The 18,290-nt window shown below is 40.6% G+C and carries 19 protein-coding genes and 2 pseudogenes; 10 read left to right on the forward strand and 11 right to left on the reverse strand.

What is annotated here, in order from left to right; genetic code table 11:
* The 5 genes from VB693_RS07945 to VB693_RS07965 form a co-directional block, all read left to right on the forward strand.
* Nucleotides 1-657, forward strand: a 657-nt coding sequence (locus VB693_RS07945; RefSeq protein WP_323265786.1) for a DUF928 domain-containing protein, incomplete at its 5' end; no start/stop codon positions are given.
* Between the two features lie 12 nt (nt 658-669).
* Nucleotides 670-2,766, forward strand: coding sequence for a CHASE2 domain-containing protein (locus VB693_RS07950; RefSeq protein WP_323265787.1), 2,097 nt, complete (start codon nt 670-672; stop codon nt 2,764-2,766).
* A 53-nt stretch (nt 2,767-2,819) separates the two neighbouring features.
* Entirely contained in the window at nt 2,820-3,437 is a 618-nt protein-coding gene (locus tag VB693_RS07955) for a DUF6272 family protein (RefSeq protein WP_323265788.1), read from the forward strand.
* Nucleotides 3,438-3,446: 9 nt separating this feature from the next.
* Entirely contained in the window at nt 3,447-3,842 is a 396-nt protein-coding gene (locus VB693_RS07960; protein WP_323265789.1) for a slr1659 superfamily regulator, read from the forward strand.
* A 367-nt stretch (nt 3,843-4,209) separates the two neighbouring features.
* On the forward strand, nt 4,210-5,811 hold the full coding sequence (locus VB693_RS07965) for a mechanosensitive ion channel family protein (protein WP_323265790.1): 1,602 nt from the start codon (nt 4,210-4,212) through the stop codon (nt 5,809-5,811).
* 131 nt (nt 5,812-5,942) lie between these two features.
* Here the strand turns inward: VB693_RS07965 and VB693_RS07970 are convergent, their stop codons facing one another.
* Entirely contained in the window at nt 5,943-6,599 is a 657-nt protein-coding gene (locus tag VB693_RS07970) for a DUF2301 domain-containing membrane protein (RefSeq protein WP_323265791.1), read from the reverse strand.
* Nucleotides 6,600-6,688: 89 nt separating this feature from the next.
* Entirely contained in the window at nt 6,689-7,513 is an 825-nt protein-coding gene (locus tag VB693_RS07975) for an SAM-dependent chlorinase/fluorinase (protein WP_323265792.1), read from the reverse strand.
* Nucleotides 7,514-7,627: 114 nt separating this feature from the next.
* On the opposite strand from VB693_RS07975, the gene VB693_RS07980 reads away from it, so the two are divergent.
* Entirely contained in the window at nt 7,628-7,783 is a 156-nt protein-coding gene (locus VB693_RS07980) for a hypothetical protein (RefSeq protein WP_190707252.1), read from the forward strand.
* Between the two features lie 163 nt (nt 7,784-7,946).
* Here VB693_RS07980 and VB693_RS07985 read toward each other — a convergent pair whose 3' ends face one another.
* The 4 genes and pseudogenes from VB693_RS07985 to VB693_RS07995 all read right to left on the reverse strand — a co-directional run bounded on the left by VB693_RS07985 (nt 7,947) and on the right by VB693_RS07995 (nt 10,116).
* A complete protein-coding gene (locus VB693_RS07985) occupies nt 7,947-9,308 on the reverse strand; it encodes a DUF3370 domain-containing protein (protein WP_323265793.1) in 1,362 nt (453 codons plus the stop codon).
* A 34-nt stretch (nt 9,309-9,342) separates the two neighbouring features.
* Nucleotides 9,343-9,414, reverse strand: a pseudogene (locus VB693_RS29005) (DNA-binding response regulator); the annotation flags it as partial.
* Between the two features lie 95 nt (nt 9,415-9,509).
* On the reverse strand, nt 9,510-9,899 hold the full coding sequence (locus VB693_RS07990; RefSeq protein WP_323265794.1) for a type II toxin-antitoxin system VapC family toxin: 390 nt from the start codon (nt 9,897-9,899) through the stop codon (nt 9,510-9,512).
* On the reverse strand, nt 9,889-10,116 hold the full coding sequence (locus VB693_RS07995) for a hypothetical protein (protein ID WP_323265795.1): 228 nt from the start codon (nt 10,114-10,116) through the stop codon (nt 9,889-9,891). Before VB693_RS07995 ends, VB693_RS07990 begins: the two co-directional genes overlap by 11 nt.
* 252 nt (nt 10,117-10,368) lie before the next feature.
* Between VB693_RS07995 and VB693_RS08000 the strand changes: the two genes are divergently transcribed.
* Nucleotides 10,369-10,785, forward strand: a complete 417-nt coding sequence (locus VB693_RS08000; protein WP_323265796.1) for a hypothetical protein — start codon at nt 10,369-10,371, stop codon at nt 10,783-10,785.
* Nucleotides 10,691-10,939, forward strand: a pseudogene (locus VB693_RS08005) (efflux RND transporter permease subunit); the annotation flags it as partial. The gene VB693_RS08000 and the pseudogene VB693_RS08005, both read left to right, overlap by 95 nt.
* Before the next feature lie 331 nt (nt 10,940-11,270).
* Here the strand turns inward: VB693_RS08005 and VB693_RS08010 are convergent.
* On the reverse strand, nt 11,271-11,783 hold the full coding sequence (locus tag VB693_RS08010; RefSeq protein ID WP_323265797.1) for a peptidase C15: 513 nt from the start codon (nt 11,781-11,783) through the stop codon (nt 11,271-11,273).
* Nucleotides 11,784-11,841: 58 nt separating this feature from the next.
* On the opposite strand from VB693_RS08010, the gene hisH reads away from it, so the two are divergent.
* Together hisH and rsmD are read left to right on the forward strand one after the other, a co-directional pair.
* Nucleotides 11,842-12,477, forward strand: a complete 636-nt coding sequence (gene hisH, locus VB693_RS08015; protein ID WP_190707247.1) for an imidazole glycerol phosphate synthase subunit HisH — start codon at nt 11,842-11,844, stop codon at nt 12,475-12,477.
* 97 nt (nt 12,478-12,574) lie between these two features.
* Nucleotides 12,575-13,126, forward strand: coding sequence for a 16S rRNA (guanine(966)-N(2))-methyltransferase RsmD (gene rsmD, locus VB693_RS08020; RefSeq protein WP_323265798.1), 552 nt, complete (start codon nt 12,575-12,577; stop codon nt 13,124-13,126).
* 1 nt (nt 13,127) lies between these two features.
* Here rsmD and VB693_RS08025 read toward each other — a convergent pair whose 3' ends face one another.
* From VB693_RS08025 to ntrB, 4 genes are all read right to left on the reverse strand, one after another.
* A complete protein-coding gene (locus tag VB693_RS08025) occupies nt 13,128-14,750 on the reverse strand; it encodes an alpha/beta hydrolase (protein WP_323265799.1) in 1,623 nt (540 codons plus the stop codon).
* A gap of 110 nt (nt 14,751-14,860) precedes the next feature.
* Nucleotides 14,861-16,150, reverse strand: coding sequence for a CmpA/NrtA family ABC transporter substrate-binding protein (locus tag VB693_RS08030; RefSeq protein WP_323265800.1), 1,290 nt, complete (start codon nt 16,148-16,150; stop codon nt 14,861-14,863).
* A gap of 78 nt (nt 16,151-16,228) precedes the next feature.
* Nucleotides 16,229-17,056, reverse strand: coding sequence for a nitrate ABC transporter ATP-binding protein (locus tag VB693_RS08035; protein ID WP_323265801.1), 828 nt, complete (start codon nt 17,054-17,056; stop codon nt 16,229-16,231).
* An 88-nt stretch (nt 17,057-17,144) separates the two neighbouring features.
* Complete coding sequence (gene ntrB, locus VB693_RS08040) at nt 17,145-17,969, reverse strand: nitrate ABC transporter permease (protein ID WP_323265802.1); 825 nt, start codon at nt 17,967-17,969, stop codon at nt 17,145-17,147.
* Nucleotides 17,970-18,290: the final 321 nt, after the last annotated feature.

Consider the following 18,290-nt stretch of genomic DNA (forward strand, 5'->3'; position numbering starts at 1 on the left):
GGCTTACCAGGAGGTTCAGCACCTAGAACCAGCGTTGGTGGCGGAACTAGAGGTAACGTGCAATTAACTCTACCTAGTGGAAATTCAACCCCCAGAAGCAGCATAGGTGGCGGAACAAGGGGAAAAACTCTACCATTAACAGCATTAGTTCCTCCCAACAAACAGGGACGCACAGTATTAGCACGACCCACCGTTTTTGCTTATTTACCTCCGGTTGGTGCAGAAACTGTGTTTTTCAGCCTCCAAGATGAAGACGGAAATTTCCTTTACTCCACAATGCTGAAAGTCTCTCCCGATGGCGGTGTCGTTAGTATTACCTTACCGCCAACAGCTCCAGCTTTGGTCATGGATAAAAATTACCTATGGTATTTCGCACCAATTGAACCAGGCGGAGTTCTTCGACCTGATAATTATTCTGTAATAGGCTGGATCAAACGAGTTGAACCAACATTTAATCAACAAGAATTAGCCTCCTCTCCTGTCGAATTAGCAACTAAATATGCTGAGACTGGTGTATGGTACGATACCATCAAAGTCTTAGTAGATGCAAAGCGATCGCAGCCAAATAACAAAGCTTTTGTGACTGAATGGCACGATTTACTCAAGCAAGTTGGACTAGAAGACATTGCCTCTCAACCATTAACAGAAGCTTTTTAATGTGATCATAAAATGATTTGGCAAAAACTCAAAAATTCACTGAAAAAATGGCAAGGAACACTGATAATTACTCCCTGTGTTGCTGGATTAGTAATTGCGGGGAGTAATATCGGTATTTTAAGAATTTTAGAATGGGCAACTTTAGATCAGTTATTTCGTTTGCGTCCCCAAGAATCTGTAGATAATCGAATTGTGATTGTCACAATTGATGAGCCAGATATTCAACACGTCAAGCAATGGCCGATGTCTGATCGTGTCATGGCTAAAATGATTCGCAATATCAAAGCCCAACAACCAAGAGCGATCGCCATCGATATCTATCGAGATTTACCAGTAGAACCAGGACACCCAGAACTAGTCAAAGAATTCCAAAATACTCCCAATTTTATTGGCATTGAAAAAGTTGCCGGCAACCCAATTGCACCACCACCAATTCTAGCTAAACAGGGTCAAGTAGCTGCCAATGACTTACTCTTAGATACAGATGGCAAAATTCGCCGGGGTATTATTTTATTAGGTAAACCCGATCAAAGTTTAGCTCAAGGTCTAGGAGTAAAACTAGCCTTAACATATTTAGAAAAATCAGGCATTGAATTAACAGAAATCAACGCAGATAAACAAATCTATGGTTTAGGCAAAGCTAAGTTTGTGCCTCTATCTAGTAATGATGGAGAATACAACCAAGCCGACATGGGGGGATATCAAATTTTAATGAACTATCGAGGTGGACTTAACAGCTTTCCCCATATTTCTCTGACCGATGTTTTAGAAAATCGTATACCTGCTAATTTTATCCGCGATCGCCTCGTTTTGATCGGCGCAAAAGCTCCCAGTTTAAATGATAACTATAGTACCCCTTACAATAACAACTTATTTTTTCCTACAGAGCTAATTCCTGGAGTCGTAGTTCACGCGAATCTTGCCAGCCAGATCATCAGTGCCGCTATAGATGGCCGGCCAATGATGCGAGCTACTATTAAACCTCTAAACTGGTTATTAATCTTCTTTTGGTCTGGATATAGTGCCACCCTTGGCGCAATTTATATCAAAAAACGTTGGCTGACCATAGGTGGTTTGTTACTGGCTGTAGTGATTATTCTTAGCAGTGCTTATGTTGCCTTTCTTAGTGGTTGGTTAATTCCTGTATTTACACCAATATTGACTGTTGTCAGTGCGTTAATAATTGGTCTTATGCAGGTTTTATGGCAAAATCTGATGCTTTCTTATCGGCAGTTGGAAGATTATGCCCGCAATCTAGAAATTAAAGTTAAAGAACGCACTGCTGAACTAGCCTCAGCTAATGAAGAAATCAGTCTCCTTAATGAAAAACTCAAAGGAGAAAACCTCCGCATGAGTGCCGAACTCGATATAATTCGGCAAATGCAGCAGATGATTCTACCAAAACCAGAGGAACTAGAAGCTATTGAAGAACTAGATATCGCTGGTTTTATGGAAGCTGCGGATGAAGTCGGCGGCGATTACTACGACGTACTATACACCGATGGAATAGTAACACTTGGGATTGGAGATGTGACTGGACATGGACTGGAAAGCGGATTGTTAATGCTAATGACGCAAACCGCAGTTCGCCTCCTCAGAGAAATCCCCGAATATGACTCAGTGCGCTTCATGGACACACTCAACCGCACCATCTACAAAAACGTGCAACGGATGAACTCTGAGAAGAATTTGACATTGGTGATTCTTAACTATACTCAAGGGCAAATAAGTATCAGTGGACAGCATGAAGAAACGATTATCGTCCGCAAAGGTGGAGAAATTGAGCTGATTGACACGATGGACTTGGGTTTCCCCATAGGTTTAGATGATGACATTGCTGATTTTATTAGTAATATAACCCTGGAATTACAACCCGGTGATGGAGTTGTTCTCTACACCGATGGTATTACCGAAGCTAAGGATATGAATAAGAATCAATACGGTCTAGAACCATTATGTGAAATTATTAGTCAAAACTGGCACAAATCAGCACCAGAAATTAAAGATGCAGTAATTTTAGATGTGCGGCGACATATTGGCAAACAAAAAGTATTTGATGACATCACATTGCTCGTATTCAAGCGACCAGAAGAAGTTTTTGAGAATTAATAATGAAAAATAAAAAAAATATTCTTTTATCATTGTTTTAAGGTGAAAAATCTATGATTCAAATATCTACAGGCTCTATCATCAAGACTGAATTATTTGGCGATTTTATCTCTGACTTTCCTCCAGAGCATGATTCTCTGGAACTTTCTTTTACACCCAGTTCTCGCCCAATCAAACAACGTTGGCGTAACAATCGACTTTCAGCACATTTTTTTGCTGACTACTTCACCAATTTTTTACCTCTAGATGAAAATGAACAAAATCAAGAGAAAATAATTAAAGAAAGTAAAAGTGCTGTTAGCTATGTCGCCAACGAACTTCTAGAAAATGCTATGAAATTTAATGATGATATTTCTAGCTACAAAGTAAGATTTGGCATTCATTTCTTAAATGACTCAGATAGTGTCACTGCCGTAATTTTTGCCAGCAATAGCATTAGACCAGGCGGTGAAGCTAAATTGAGAAAATTTATTGAAGAATTACTAGCTTCAGACACCCATGAAATGTATGTACGCCAAATTGAAAAAAGTGCTGAAGAAAATGGTTCTTCCGGCTTAGGTCTGTTAACGATGATTAATGACTATTCAGCCAAAATTGGTTGGAGGTTAGAAACTATTCAGAAAGAATCTCTCATCATGGCTGTAACTACAATGGCACAAATCAAGGTATAGTATTCGTCGGTGTCTGATTCAATTATTGTTGATTTAGGAAGAAAAAATAATATGGTTATGCAAGAAGTTAAAGGTGAAGATTACACAGTTGAAGGTGATAAAGACTCTGCAACAGTCAACTTTAAAGGAGAACTGAGTCTTGGGGGATCAAGTGAATATGAACCAATTACTAATCTACTCAATGAAATTGCCGCAACTGATCCGGCAATGATGACTTTGAATTTAAGAGATTTAGGATTTCTCAACAGTTCCGGTATTAGTATGTTATCAAAATTTGTCCTAAGTTTACGTAAGAAAAAAGGAATTCAGTTGATTGTTTTAGGTTCAAATGCTATGCCTTGGCAAGGAAAATCGTTGAAAAATCTAGAGCGGTTGCTCCCTGGTCTCAAACTAGAAATTCAATAATAAATAAACTAAAAAGCTTAAACCTTATTATTGCTGGGTTTAAGCTTTTTGACATTTAACTTAATTATGATAGAGGCATACCTGAGCTACTAGTCAATAGCAAGCACTACAAGTGCTAATAGATAAAACTGTCTACGGTAGTAGTGCAATTTTTATTCAATTTATGCTTCAATACTATATTGATCATATTAAATTAGAAAATTGCGAATGAGGCGATCGCGTCAGTAGTGAGATTTACCGTAAAATTATCAAATGTTTTCAATGTTATATAGTGGGAAGATAGACTTAGTAAATAAGTATGAGGTAGAAATATAAGATTTACTAGCATAATGAAGGGATTATAAATAATAGCAATAAAACTACTACAATGCTCGATAATTTTTTACCATTTGAAACTAATACTTGGGCTTTCGTTCTGAGTAGCTTACTAATTACAGTTGTTGGTGGCATCTTACTTTATGTCATTTTCTTTTATGTTTTGCGTTCTATTTTTCGCAAATTTGAACGAGACATTGCATTAGTAACACTTAATGTTTCTGCCTATCCTGCACTGACAGTTTTTGTATTAGCTCTTTTAAAGTTCACATTACATAAGTTACCTGATAATCAAATTATTGATGGGTTGGAAAGTATCTTAGCAGCAGGTTTGATTATTTCGATTAGCTACTGGTTAGTACAACTGCTGCTACAAGTATTGATTTATTATCTGAGAGAATACACCCAACAAACTGAGGCAATGTGGGATGATGTGCTGCTACCTTTGGTTGAGGCAGTAGTTCCTGTGATCATTTTCACTCTAGCTGGCGTGTTTGTGTTGCGATCGTTTGGGGTCGATCTTACAGGCATTTGGGTTGCCCTGGGTGGGGCTACCTTTGTTATTGGCTTTGCAGCTCAAGGAATTTTGGCAAACTTTTTTAGTGGTGTAGTTCTGCTAATTGATACACCCTTTCAATTTGGAGATGTGTTGCTGCTAGATAATGACTCTGTTGCCATATTACGCAGAATTGGGGTACGGGTAACTCAACTGTATATACCGGAAAAACATTGTGATATTTATATTCCCAACAGCAATCTCCAAAGCCAAAATATTACCAATCTCAGCCGTCCCACATCCTACTATCACTTTTCCACAGAACTGCGACTGCCAACTGAATTTGACCTCTATGAAGTAAAGCGAGTTATCCAGGAGGCAATTCTAGCTCATCCAGATACTTTAGGCGATATAGGTGGCAAATTAGAAATACTAGATAATTACTATCAATTAGCAGAACTAGCAGATCAACGTGAAATCGGTAGACTACGCTTACTTGCAGAACAAGAAGTGAATTTGAAACTAGAAGAAATTCAGCAAGGACTTGAAGCATTAGTAGTTACCTTGCAATTTGCAGAAAAAGGCGGTCTCACCCAAGATGAGATCGAGAATATACAGCAAGAATATCGAGAAATTCTTAGCTTAATTGGATTAGAACCTATCACTGAAATTCAAAATAGACGCTCTATTTTTACCTTTAATGAAACTCGCGCTAAGGACACATTGATTGAACTAGTTCGTGAATGGTATCGTGCTTCCATTCGCGATCCAAATCTGTTGGATAATGACAGCTATCTAATTTCCGAAGAATGGGAACGGAAAATAAATTTAATCAAGCGACGAGTGCAGAAGCTTTATCAGAAAATTTCTAATCCTCAACGTGAAGAAACTCGCTTAGATGATTATGTCATGGAGCTAAACAAATGGCTTTTGGAAAAATTTAAAGAACCGCGACAAAAATGGCAAAATCCCCAAGTTTCGGTTAAAGGGATAGAATATAAACAAGGAGCTGCCTATATGAAATTTCGACTCAATTTATTTGTAGATGATATCAAACTGGAAAACGGCAAACGAGGCGCTCGCGTTAATAGTCAGATATATCAAGAGGTTTTGCAATACCTCAAATTCCAAAATGTGGATATCAGTAACATAACATAAATTCGGCAAATTCATGTTATACCAATTCAAAAAATCTTGGTGTCAGATAGGACATTCAAAATGAAATTATAGCCACTCAGAGAAGCAAACACTTCAGGGGTTATTTGAGCAATATGTGATTTTTCTGGGTATTAAACTCCGACCGATGACTTGTTTTTTAAATAAGTAAATACAGATTTATCCCCAATATCAGGAGGAATTGCTTGCACTGCTTTACGGGAGGCAAACACCAAAAATAAAATTGCCCAAGCTCCTAACAGAAATTGTTCGGCTTCAGTAGGTAAAATACCTAATAAATGCCCTAATAATAGCAGGGGGACTATGACAGTTAACACTTTAGTTTCAGCGCGATTAAAGCAAAAAGCTTCTTTAAAATAAATCCCTGTCAAAGCAACGAAGGTAAACCCCACACCAAATAAAGTTAATGGTTGATTGTAGACAGTGACAGCAAAAGGTTCACTGTCATAATGCCCTATTACAAATGAGGAAATGCTACCAATCAACCAAAAAGCTTGCAATAGTCTGTGCAACGATGCCATGTAAATATGTATTGTTAATAAACTCACACCAAGAGCCAGGCTGAAACAAGTATATAAAGGGGTAACAGCTTGGATAACAATGGGATTGTTGTTGAATAATACTAAAGCACTGCCGATCGCAAAACTCAATGCCGCTACCATTAACCCAGCACGATAGATAATTACACCTGTGCGATCGCTCTGAGTAATTGTAAACTCCGCAAACTGACCTTGATAAACTTCTGGTGTAGATACTGTTGATGTAGTCATATAAATATCACAGTAGAATTGCAATTTTTCAGTAAACAGCTCAGGTAATTAGCTGATAGGCCAATTGTACTATTTTCGACTATGGATAACTATGCCAAAGCATTCTGATTTTTATGCAAAAATAATACTTCTAATCGATCATAAAAATTGATGTGCATCTGTAAATGTGCATTACCACCATTAACGGCAATTTCTACCCAGCCATGACTCCCAACTAAAGCAATAGCATCTCCAAACGGAACATCACTGTAAGTTTCACACCCTGGAATCATCACACCTGAGATTTGTACACACCATTTTTTAGCTTGCACGTAACTCTCTGGAATATTACTCACTAAGTTACCAAAGTGATCTATATATTGAATGCAACCCGTAACCGCAGTTTTTGTTTGATTACACTGCTTAACATTAAGTTTTACTAAGGATCGTGGATCAATTTCTTGTCCTAGCTGTTGTATTGAGACACCACTGGCAAGATGAGCAGCTACAGGTGCAAAAATATCTCTACCGTGAAAAGTCTTGCTAGGCTGGGAAGTTCTCCAATATTGAGGATTAGTGAGTTCAACAGATGTAATTGCGGGATTTTGAGCTAATACACCACTAAATATCCCATTATCTGGCCCTACCAAAAAACCACCAGCAAATTTTACGGCGATCGCCTTTCTTTGACTACCCACCCCCGGATCTACAACGGCTAGATGTACTGTCCCCTGCGGGAAATAGGGATAAGCATTTATCAAACAAAATCTAGCAACAGCAATATCTTGGGCTGGAACTTGGTGCATCAAGTCCACCACCTGCAATTTAGGGTTGACTTGGGCAATTACCCCTTTCATTACAGCTACATAGACATCGCGATCGCCAAAATCGCTTAATAAGGTTACAAGTGCATGATTTACATGATGTTCCAACATCAGAATTTAAGTTAATGTATATTAAGTTGAAAGTTTCTGTAACAACGGCTACTAAATTTTATGCTATGTTAGGAATAACAAATATAGAGAAGAAAATTAAAGGGTTTAACTACTATGAGCCAAAATAGACTCAGAGCAGTGAGTGCTGCCAAAGAACTACACAAACAAAATATTCAAAGAAACATCGAGCATCGCTTAGAAGTAGCTAAAGCTCATGGTGATCAAAGGCTAATTCGGCAACTAGAAGCAGAAATGAGACATTTTAGCTAAGGTCTAGTTTTCTTTTCATTGTTTATAAGTGTTGTTGTGTGTAATCCCGCCTAGGCGGGTTTTTTATTATTAGGGACTGGCATCTGTCCGTTGGCTTATTTTGAGATAATTACCACTCACAATGGCAAAATGAGCAAACGGACAGTGAAAATATCCCCTAGTCTTATTTAGCCTGGGTAGAGACTGTTAACACCTGCGGTGGTGTCGCATCTGGGGGATAGAGAAAATCTACTTCTACTAATCGGCGATCGCCTGTTTTCATGTTTAATACAGCTAATGCTTCCCCTGGTTGCCCTCTCCTCTGCACTAAATGGATAAAATTAGTCTTAGGCTGGCCATTATCGTCTCTATGTCGTATCCGCACACTTCCCCTAAAAAAGACTTGACGGGCTGGAGTAGTAAAAAAGCGTAGTCCGGGTTGTGTAAGTCGGTCTTCTTTAAGTGGGGTTTGTATTGATACAGTAACAGTCTGAGAACTAGGAGTATTGTTATACAAGGGTAACTTCAAACTATATTGAAGACCGTAATTCCCATGTGCGCGATAAGCGGTGTCAGGGTAACGTACCAAAAGCGGCGCACTTTGAATTTGCTCTGTTCCTAAAGTCCCACCATGCAGGGTACTAAGACCATAAGAAAATGCTTGTCCTGGTTGGGGAATAGTTAAATACTTGGCTTTGAGACTATCAACAATAAAGGCTCGCCATTGCGCCCCACGCGCTACCCCAGCCACCCGGCCATAAATACGTGGCTTACCAGTTTCTTCTAAGGGTGTGGGTACTTTATCCCTGGGACTAGATACATCACTATTATTTAATAAGTTTTGCCACTCTTCCACGGTCGGCGCACGTTCACTACCATCAGCATTAGTCTGAGCAAACATAGCCAAACTAGCTGCATAGACTGTACCATTACTCCGCAGTCGTGCCAAAGTTGAGCGACCATTCAGGGGTGGTGTGAGTCCTTTCACGGGAATCGGCTGATTGAGTAGCATTCGACTTTCCCCTGGTGAAATCACAATTTGGTCAGGGAAAATATCTTGTCGCCGTCCTCTGAGGACATCTAGCATAACGCGATCGCCTGGCCCAGCGAACACATTACCCAATAAATTTGGACTAAACGCCGGTAACTGAATAAACGGTGCATCCGGTTGACTTAAATAACTTGCTCCTTGCAACACATTGACTGTTACTGCTTCAGCCGTGGGGTTATGTAAAATTATCCCTAAATATAATGAGCGTAAATCCTCCGGCGGATCAGCTTTGGCGACGTGGTGAGCAAACACATCAAATCTACCGCGAAAGGGAAAATTCAAATGGGCTGATGGTACTTTTTTTCCCTCTGCGGGAAAGGTAGAAAGTAAAATCCCCTCTTTTAAAACCAATTCGGGGCTATTGCTATTAAATGTTGGTACTGCATCCAATTGTCCTGGTAACGGGCGCACTTGTTGCGGTTGTACCACTTCTTCCGATGGTGGTGCAGCAGGAGTAGATTGAGCGACGAGTAAGCTTAGTAATAAATCCAACATAGCTTGAAAATATTCACCTCCACATATCAAATTATTGGAATTGCGATCGCCTCTGAAGGGCGCGCAACCGTACCAGCAATTCTGCCATCACAAACGGTTTGACTATACTGAGTGAAGTTGTGCGGCGGCAAGCCACCTTTGCATCCACACTCAGGACTTTCGGCAGTCCGCTCCGACCGGGTTGTTATGCGGCAGCTTTACTCACCACGCTACTGCTTGTAGACTCTCCACTTCTTGAAAATGAGCATCGCGTGTTACTAGAATCAGAGCGTGTTGCAGTGCAAGAGATGCAATCCAGACATCGTTCTCAGGTAACGGACGACCCTTGAGCCTTAACTTGTTTTTGACCTCACCGTATTGCCGTGCGGTTTCAGCGTCACATCCCAATATCGTGCTGCTAGCAACTAGCTCATCAACTCTGGCCAAATTTGCTTCAACTCGTCCTGACTTTCTGGCTCCATAACACAACTCACCAATCACAAAACTTGGAATGAAAACTTCGTTGGCTTGAGCAAGATTGCTTTTGACCATCGCTTCATCTGCAAAAAGAGCAATAATGATGTTGGTATCAAGCAAATACTTACCACTCATCGACATCTACCCGTTCACAATCCTGCTCGATCGCCTCACGCATTACCTGGAGATCGTCCGGAGGGATTGAACCTGCAAAACGTAGCAATTGCTGCCCTGGAGTTCCTCGAACTTCAGCTTTTACTAACGCTTGAGTAAATTCAAGCACTCGTTGTTGCAAGTGCTGCGGCATTATTTCTAGCCGTTTGATCACTTCATTGATAATGGAAACACTCATTCTCTCCTCCTTTTCTTAAGGTCGTAGATAATCGCTGCGATTGCTGCGCCAACTCCATCTACTTTATCAGGGCTTACGCAAAAACTCTCTCAAACCCTTATTCCTCTGTGTCACAAAATGGAATTGAGCGCATCATAGCTAATGACCAAGCGTTGGATCAACTGATTTATTAAGAACTCCTAGAATTGCGCTTTCTGCGGCTTTACGAGTATACGAGCGACAGACAACATTCGCATTTTTCATATATGCTTATTGAGTTCCATTCTGGCAGCCAGTTTAATTATCAGTGCGCCCACTGTTGTATTTGCTCACGTTGGACATGGTGATGAATTTCAGGCAACAGGTGGCATTAATCGCGTGAAAGTCAATCCCCAAACCAATCAACTGTTAGGTATTGTGGTGACACCGATCGCCTCCTCTGCGAAATCTGGATCTGCTGTGATGATTCCGGTGACGGCATTAGTTGATGCCAACGGTAAACAGATAGTCTTTGTGCAGTACGAGAATTTTTATGAGCCAGTAGAAGTCACCACCGGCGCGACCAAAGGCGAACTAATCGCTGTTACCAAAGGACGGTTCTCTAGAACGAGTGAACGCCATTCTGATGACGGCACTCACATCAGCATTGGGGATGCTGCCTTTGGCGATCGCCAGTGGAGCTGGAAATGAAATTCTGCAACCCTTGGCAATTGTAGTTTTAGGCGGTTTATTTACTTCTACAGCTTTGACTTTGTTGGTTATTCCTGCTCTCTACGCCAAATTTGGCAAACAATTAATGCCTCAACAGAAACCCGTTTTGATTAACCAAACATGGTCAAACTAATAACAATAGACCTCTTGTATATATATTTTTTTTGTTTCGCGCAAAGGTGCAAAGGCGCAAAGAAGGACGCTATCATCATGACTTTTGCAAGAGGTCTAAAGATGAGGTCTAAAGATGTTGTGATTGTTACTATAACAACATCTTTACATTCTCAGGTTGAAAATCCCCACGGCTTCTAGCTGGGGGATTTTTGCTACTCTGCGGGAACACTACGCGAACACAAGAATGCCCTGTATGAGTTTGAGGCTTTTTTATGACTCAAAAATGTTTAAGTCCCGATAGTCAATATAATTTCCCTTGTCTACCCTGCTCCCGCTTTGACGCTAGCGATTTATAAAAGTGCCAAATTGTTAATAATTAATAAGAAATCTGACAAAATCTCTATAAAATTTTCTTGATTTAAAACTGGAACATGAACAAATATACAATGTGCTGCCAGTTTATTTTGTTCTAAGTAGTTCAGTACGGAATAATAAAGTCCCTCACAAACAAATTTACCGCAGTCGTCACTAATATCAGTTACCTTTGCTCCTGAGACTAATTGTTTGACATCAATTTTTGTCTGTAAAAAGCTTTCTCCACGGCTAGCACCAAGTTCTAGACTTAATTTTTGCCGACTCGCAGCCATGCCACAACAGACGATGTAATCTGGTGGAGATGTCTCTATTTTTGCCATCACCCGATAACTAGCAAGCTCGATATCTACAGGTAACAGGCGCAAAAATTTTAAATCATAGGGGAGTGAGTCAAGTTTAGAGACTTCAAATAATAAATCATCAGAAGAATTTGAGTGCTGATCATCAAGCCAAGTGTCAAAAGAAGTTAATAGTATTCTTTTCTTCATGGAAAATATTATTTAGAATAGAAAAACCCTCCATAAATAATTTACAAGGAGAAAGTCGATGCCAGTTATTGCGGTTGTAGACTATGACATGGGAAATTTGCATTCTGTTTGTAAGGGGTTAGAAAAAGCTGGAGCGACTCCTAAAATTACTCATTCCCCCAAGGAATTAGCTCAAGCAGATGCCGTTGTCTTGCCAGGAGTAGGAGCATTTGATCCCGCAATGCAACATATCCGCGAGCGAGATTTAGAACAACCGATTAAAGATACAATCGCATCTGGCAAACCCTTCTTAGGCATTTGTTTAGGACTACAAATTCTCTTTGAATCCAGTGCCGAAGGAACTCAACCAGGACTAGGAATTGTGCGGGGAAAAGTGCGGCGGTTTGTCCACGAACCTGGAATTACAATTCCCCACATGGGTTGGAATCAGCTGCAATTCACTCAACCAAAAAGTATTTTGTGGGAGCATTTACCCCCTCAACCTTGGGTATATTTTGTGCATTCTTACTATGTTGACCCTATTGAGGCGCAAATCCGGGCTGCAACCGTTACCCACGGTACGCAAACCATTACAGCTGCTATTGCCCATGAAAACCTGATGGCAGTACAATTTCACCCGGAAAAATCTTCTAACATTGGGTTGCAAATCTTGTCTAATTTCGTTTCGCAAGTACGGGAAAAAATCGCCGCATAATATTTAAATGGAAATTTTAGGGTTTGTCATTTGTCCTTTGTCATTCGTTTTGCTACAGACTAATGACTAATGACCAGTGAGCAATAACTATTGACTAATGAGTCTAAGAATTTACGGGAATCGCCAAATTAAAACCTTACCAGGACAAGAAACCCGACCCACCAGTGCGCGGGTGAGGGAAGCAGTTTTTAATATTTGGCAGGGAGAAATATCAGGTTGTCGCTGGCTGGATTTATGCACCGGTACGGGTTCAATGGGTGCAGAAGCTTTGTGTCGAGAAGCCAGGTTGGTAGTCGGAATTGAAAAATCAAGCCGCGCCTGTGCTGTAATTCAACAAAACTGGCAGACAGTGGCACAGTCAAATCAAAAATGGCAAGTATTGCGCGGCGATGTTATCCAGCAGCTAAAGCACTTATCAGGGCAGTCGTTTGACAGAATTTATTTTGACCCACCCTATGCTAGTGGATTATATCAGCAGGTATTAGAAGCGATCGCTCACTATCAATTATTAGATCCCAATGGTGAAATCGCTGTTGAGCATAATCCTCAAGGGTGGACAGACATAGTAATTCCCAATTGGGAAATTTGTCGTGAAAAGGTTTACGGTAACACCGCGTTAACTTTTTACAGCATTTTCAACGCCCAATAGCTTAGTTCTGTTGGGTTGGAATATCTCTAACTATGCGGAAAGGAAAGACCTTCGTAGAGGCTACCTGAGCATAATCTGGAGTAAGAAAAATCGCGTATTTCTCAGCTTCTGGTGTGAGTTGTGCTGCCATTGCTAAAGCGATCGCCTGCACGAATTTTCGCACATCAGCAGCTTGTTCACCGACAATTTCACCACCACTCAAGGGTGTATTGGGTTTATCTGCTTGATCTAAAGTAGTGCTGGGGTCTTTGACACTTAAATGCGTACCACCAATCACACCCGCGAACCATTTGGGAGAGGGAATTTTACTAAATCCCATGATTTGTTCAGTTAAAGCCGGGGTGGTTTTATCTGCGGAACTAGCCAAAATTAAGGTAGGTACTTCTACTTTAGTTAAACCAGTGTCACCAAAAATCAATGAAGTTGTCGGACTAAGAGCGATCGCTTGTTTAATTCTATTGTCCCGCAGTTGATAGGTATTTTCGGGCAATTCTTGGGCAATACATTGGATAGTTTCCCCAATACTGAAAGTAGCTAACTTGCTCTGACAGCGTTGCTTGAGTCCGGCTAGTTGTAATTCGCCTCCAGCCAGTGCTAAAGCCGTCCCACCACCAAAAGAATAACCCACCACCATCGCATTATTAGTTGCTAGTTTCCCTTCTAGAGAATTACCTGCTGTTTGATTAACCTTTGCTAACTCATCTAAAACAAAACTAATATCTTTAGGACGTTCTAAAAATTCTTGGGGTTGAACAATTCTGGTTTTACCTTGAATAGCTAAATCAACATTGGTTTGATTACTACCAGGATGTTCTAAAGCTGCAACTATATAACCGTGGGAAGCCAGATGTTCTGCTAAATAGCGTAAATCAGTGCGAATTGATCCCAAACCATGAGTAAATACAATTAGAGGTTTGTTGGCATTGGCAGCAGTTGACCAGTAAACATCAACAGGAATATTCCGAGTCCGCGTTTGATCATTAAAATTCAACTTCAGCACTTGTACAGACGCGCTACCTGGTTGGCTGGGGTCAAAGGGTAAATTAATTTGGGAAGGTTTAGGTACAAGTTGGGGAGACAGGGAAAACATGAACTGCTGGGTACGCCAAAAAGCATTATTCAAGCTTCCCATCACTGCAAACGCCTGGGGTACATTAATTTCCAAGCGTTGACTTGGATAAGCAGCAATAAAACTAAGTACAGATAGACCCTGGGAAGAATTAGAGCCTAGTACCAACCCAGCTCTTAAAGCTTCTGTACCCGCTTGATCTTTGCGAACTACAGCCTTCGAGAGGTCGTTGAGGATAGTTGTACCTATCTGTGTATTAAGTAACCTACTCAGAGTCACCACATTTAGAGGTATTCTCATTCTCAACATCCCCAAAAGAGAGCGACGTTGCTGTTCAGATAACCGCTTAGTAAACGTATTTAAACTGCTGGGAAACTCTCCGGTTGTAGCGGCGGTTTGCAAATCAGCCAGAGGAATTGATTCTGCAAATAAACCATAACGCACCACCACAGTATCAGCCGCCTTTGCAGAGGTGTTGACCCCAAAAAACTGTGTTACAGCCAGCGCACTCAAGAAACCAGCAACCAGTTTAAGACTTTTTCCACGTCTTCCCATACCAATCCTCACCAATAGCTACTTAGGGGAATATAGCGAATATTAGTGTATATAGCTACTGGTTGGAAGACTGGGGATTGGGGATTGGGGGAGATAATAATTACTAATAACTAACTCCGAATTTTGGGAGCATTGAGATAAGCTTGGGGATTTTGGGGATCAAATTCTAAGCCGTTAAAGAATTTTTCTACACCGCGTGATGTGCTAGCGGGGATAGCTTTTTCTTGTCCGATGAGTTTGGCGGCTTCTCGCCATAAATCTTCCCGGTTGACAGCATCGATGATTGGTTGGGGATTAAAATCTTTGGGGCGATTACCCCAGCGCATATCTTCAATGAAGAACCACAAGTCATGGCTTTTATACGGATAGGAGGCATTCTCCCGCCAGAATTTAATCGCATGGGGGCTATTTTCGACTACGCGCCCATTACCATAATCGAACTTACCCAAGAGGCGATCGCGCAAAAATTCATTAGGTACTCCAATCCACTGGCGTTGCGATAAAATCTGAAAGAGTTCTGCTTTATTCTCCGGGCGATCGCACCACATTTGCGCTTCCAATACTGCCGCTAATAAAGCTTTGGCTGCTTTCGGATATTTATCTACCCATTCAGCACGCACTCCCAGAGCCTTTTCTGGGTGATTGTTCCATAACTCACCACTAGTAACTGTAGAATAACCAATTCCTTGTTTAATCAAGCGATGATGCCAAGGATCTACCACACAAAAAGCATCCATTGAGCCACCCCGCATATTCGCTACCATCTGCGGCGGTGGAACTACAATCAATGACACGTCTTTATCTGGATCAATCCCACCATAAGCTAACCACCAACGCATGAAGAAGTCACCTGTCACCCGGCGGTAGGGTATAGCACAGCGCACATTTTCCCCACCTAAACTTTTTTTAGCAAACACCGACTTGAGTGAAGAACTATCTAGCCCAAGTTTTAAATCTTGATAAGCATTGGTGACAGAAACACCCTGGCCGTTAAGATTTAACCGAGCCAAAATATACATCGGAACTTTACGCCCATAGCTAATTTCCCCAGTAGCCATCAAATGCACCATAGGAAACAGCAAATGTGCGCCATCCAACCCTTCATTACCTGAACCTAACATCAGTTTGTCGCGCATCACCGCCCAAGAAGGTTGTTTTAACACCTCAACATTAGGCATTCCATGCTTGGCAAAAAACCCCTTAGCTTTAGCCACAATCAAGGGACAAGCACTAGTCACTGGGATAAAACCTAGTTTTGCCCCTGTAACTTCGGGTGCATCACCATTCCCAGCATACAAACTCGCATTAGATGGGATAGCCGCAGAATGATGACTAAGAGTTGTAGATAAAAACGCTGCACTACCAGCCGCTATAAAATTTCTTCTAGTAAACTTTGTCATATCTAAATTACTGTAAAAGTGATTAGTCCAAGAATCCCCGCCATAAATCGACGGGGAGTGTCAGTTTTTCCATCTTTTTCAAGCCGCAGATTGCACAAGCGGCATCTTTTCAACTTTTCTATATTGTGCTTGCTGCTGATGGTGCAAAAAATTTAGCAATTCGTGGCGTAGATCATGATAGAGGGGATGATCTACAATTTCTGATGGAATACGAGAATGGCCAAAGGGGACATCTAAAATTTGACCAATAGTAGCAGCCGGGCCATTGTTCAACATCACCACGCGATCGGAAAGTAACAGTGCCTCGTCTACATCATGAGTCACCATAATGGTCGTAATATCAGCCAGATTACAAATATCCATCAACTCCGCTTGTAGCGTTTTGCGGGTGAGGGCATCCAAAGCCCCAAAGGGTTCATCTAATAGTAATAGTTTGGGTTTAATTGCTAAAGCACGGGCGAGGGCGACTCTTTGTTTCATTCCCCCAGAAAGTTGTCCTGGTTTTTTGCGGGCTGCATCTTTTAAACCTACCATTTCTAAGTGAGTAGCAATGATGCGATCGCGTTCAACTTTTGGTTTGTGAGATAGCACTTTATTAACAGCTAAAGCCACATTATCCCAAGCACTTAACCAAGGTAACAACGAATAGTTTTGAAATACCATCATCCGATCTGATCCTGGACGCTGTACTCGTGTACCGTCTACTTCCACATAACCCCGTGAAGCTTTATCCATCCCAGCAATAATATTCAACAATGTTGACTTACCACAACCAGAATGACCAATTAGAGAAATAAAATTTCCTTGCTTAATTTCTAGATTGATATCTTCGAGAATGATGTTTCTATCACCGTTGGGCGCACGATATTCTTTATTGATGTTGTGAATCTTGACGAAATTCTGCATTGGAGTATCTCCTAATAAATCGTGGTACACAAATTCATGGATGGGGACAGGTGACAGGTAACAGGTGACAGAGGAGAATAACTAATGACTATTCTTGTGGTGTAACTTTGAAAGCTATATAAGCCATAATTTTGTCTAGTACCAGACCAACTACACCCAGATAGATGATTGCCAATATAATTTCACTAATATTGGAATTGTTGTAGGCATCGACAATAAAAAAGCCTAGTCCATCATCGGCGAGTAACATTTCCGCCGCAACAACGGCTAACCAAGAAAGACCAATAGCAATTCTTAACCCAGTAAAAATGTAAGGTAGTGTTGCAGGGAGCAGGACTTTGTAAAAGTTCTCAAAAAATGAGAGACCTAAAATTTTTGAGACATTAGTATAATCTTTGGGAATCATTTGTACACCCAAAGCTGTATTGAGAATAATCGGCCAAATAGCAGTAATGGTGATTACGAAAATAGCCGATGGATTTGGTTTCAGAAATATAGCCTGGGCTAAAGGTAGCCAAGCTAGAGGTGCAACAGGGCGCAATATCTGGATGACGGGATCTATAGCTTGTTTTAAAAATTTATTGAGGCTAATCAAAAAACCAATGGGAATGCCAATAACTACAGCTATCAAATAACCAAAAGTGACTCGTTTGAGGCTAGCAAGAATCAACCAAAAGAAGCCTTTATTTAATCCACCTTTATTAAAAAATGGGTCAATAATCAATTCCCAAGTATTCCTGATAACTGCAACAGGAGAAGGTAAAGAGGTATTAGGAGTAAGGCTCATCAAATGCCAAAGTATTAAAATACTAGCAATACCGCATAATGGGGCAAAGATTTGCTGGAGGATTCGCCAAAAAAGTTGCTTCGTTTTTGGACTTTGAGCGAGTGGTCTTCTAGAGCGTATCACCATATAATTAAATTACCTGAGTTTTACTAGCTATTAAAATTAATAACAATCTTGGCATTTTTGATAATCAACGGCAATGATAACTAGATATCCTATCCATTTGTCATATTTGCGATTAGCAAAGTTAATAAGTGATATTGATGATATTTGAATGTGTGTTTATGGGCGGAATTTGTGCTGTTATAGATTTATCAGATATTAGTTGGTGATTTATGCAGTTAGTTTACATATACTTTGCGTCTAACATTTATAAACCCTTTGATATGAGTTAAGTGGAACAACTTGAAAACACCAAACTATGTTAAGTAATGTAAAAAACCTAAG

Source organism: Anabaena sp. UHCC 0399 (assembly GCF_034931465.1).
GTDB classification, from domain to species: Bacteria; Cyanobacteriota; Cyanobacteriia; order Cyanobacteriales; family Nostocaceae; genus Trichormus; species Trichormus minutissimus.

Coding starts and splice junctions, on each gene's coding strand:
- VB693_RS07955 (WP_323265788.1), top strand. CDS start 2,820: ATGATTCAAATATCTACAGGCTCTATCATCAAGACTGAATTATTTGGC.
- VB693_RS07975 (WP_323265792.1), bottom strand. CDS start 7,513: ATGTTGGAACATCATGTAAATCATGCACTTGTAACCTTATTAAGCGAT.
- VB693_RS07995 (WP_323265795.1), bottom strand. CDS start 10,116: ATGAGTGTTTCCATTATCAATGAAGTGATCAAACGGCTAGAAATAATG.
- rsmD (WP_323265798.1), top strand. CDS start 12,575: ATGAGTCTAAGAATTTACGGGAATCGCCAAATTAAAACCTTACCAGGA.
- VB693_RS07985 (WP_323265793.1), bottom strand. CDS start 9,308: ATGTTGGATTTATTACTAAGCTTACTCGTCGCTCAATCTACTCCTGCT.
- VB693_RS08010 (WP_323265797.1), bottom strand. CDS start 11,783: ATGAAGAAAAGAATACTATTAACTTCTTTTGACACTTGGCTTGATGAT.
- VB693_RS08035 (WP_323265801.1), bottom strand. CDS start 17,056: ATGCAGAATTTCGTCAAGATTCACAACATCAATAAAGAATATCGTGCG.
- VB693_RS07970 (WP_323265791.1), bottom strand. CDS start 6,599: ATGACTACATCAACAGTATCTACACCAGAAGTTTATCAAGGTCAGTTT.
- hisH (WP_190707247.1), top strand. CDS start 11,842: ATGCCAGTTATTGCGGTTGTAGACTATGACATGGGAAATTTGCATTCT.
- VB693_RS07990 (WP_323265794.1), bottom strand. CDS start 9,899: ATGAGTGGTAAGTATTTGCTTGATACCAACATCATTATTGCTCTTTTT.
- ntrB (WP_323265802.1), bottom strand. CDS start 17,969: ATGGTGATACGCTCTAGAAGACCACTCGCTCAAAGTCCAAAAACGAAG.
- VB693_RS08025 (WP_323265799.1), bottom strand. CDS start 14,750: ATGGGAAGACGTGGAAAAAGTCTTAAACTGGTTGCTGGTTTCTTGAGT.
- VB693_RS07980 (WP_190707252.1), top strand. CDS start 7,628: ATGAGCCAAAATAGACTCAGAGCAGTGAGTGCTGCCAAAGAACTACAC.
- VB693_RS08030 (WP_323265800.1), bottom strand. CDS start 16,150: ATGACAAAGTTTACTAGAAGAAATTTTATAGCGGCTGGTAGTGCAGCG.
- VB693_RS07950 (WP_323265787.1), top strand. CDS start 670: ATGATTTGGCAAAAACTCAAAAATTCACTGAAAAAATGGCAAGGAACA.
- VB693_RS07965 (WP_323265790.1), top strand. CDS start 4,210: ATGCTCGATAATTTTTTACCATTTGAAACTAATACTTGGGCTTTCGTT.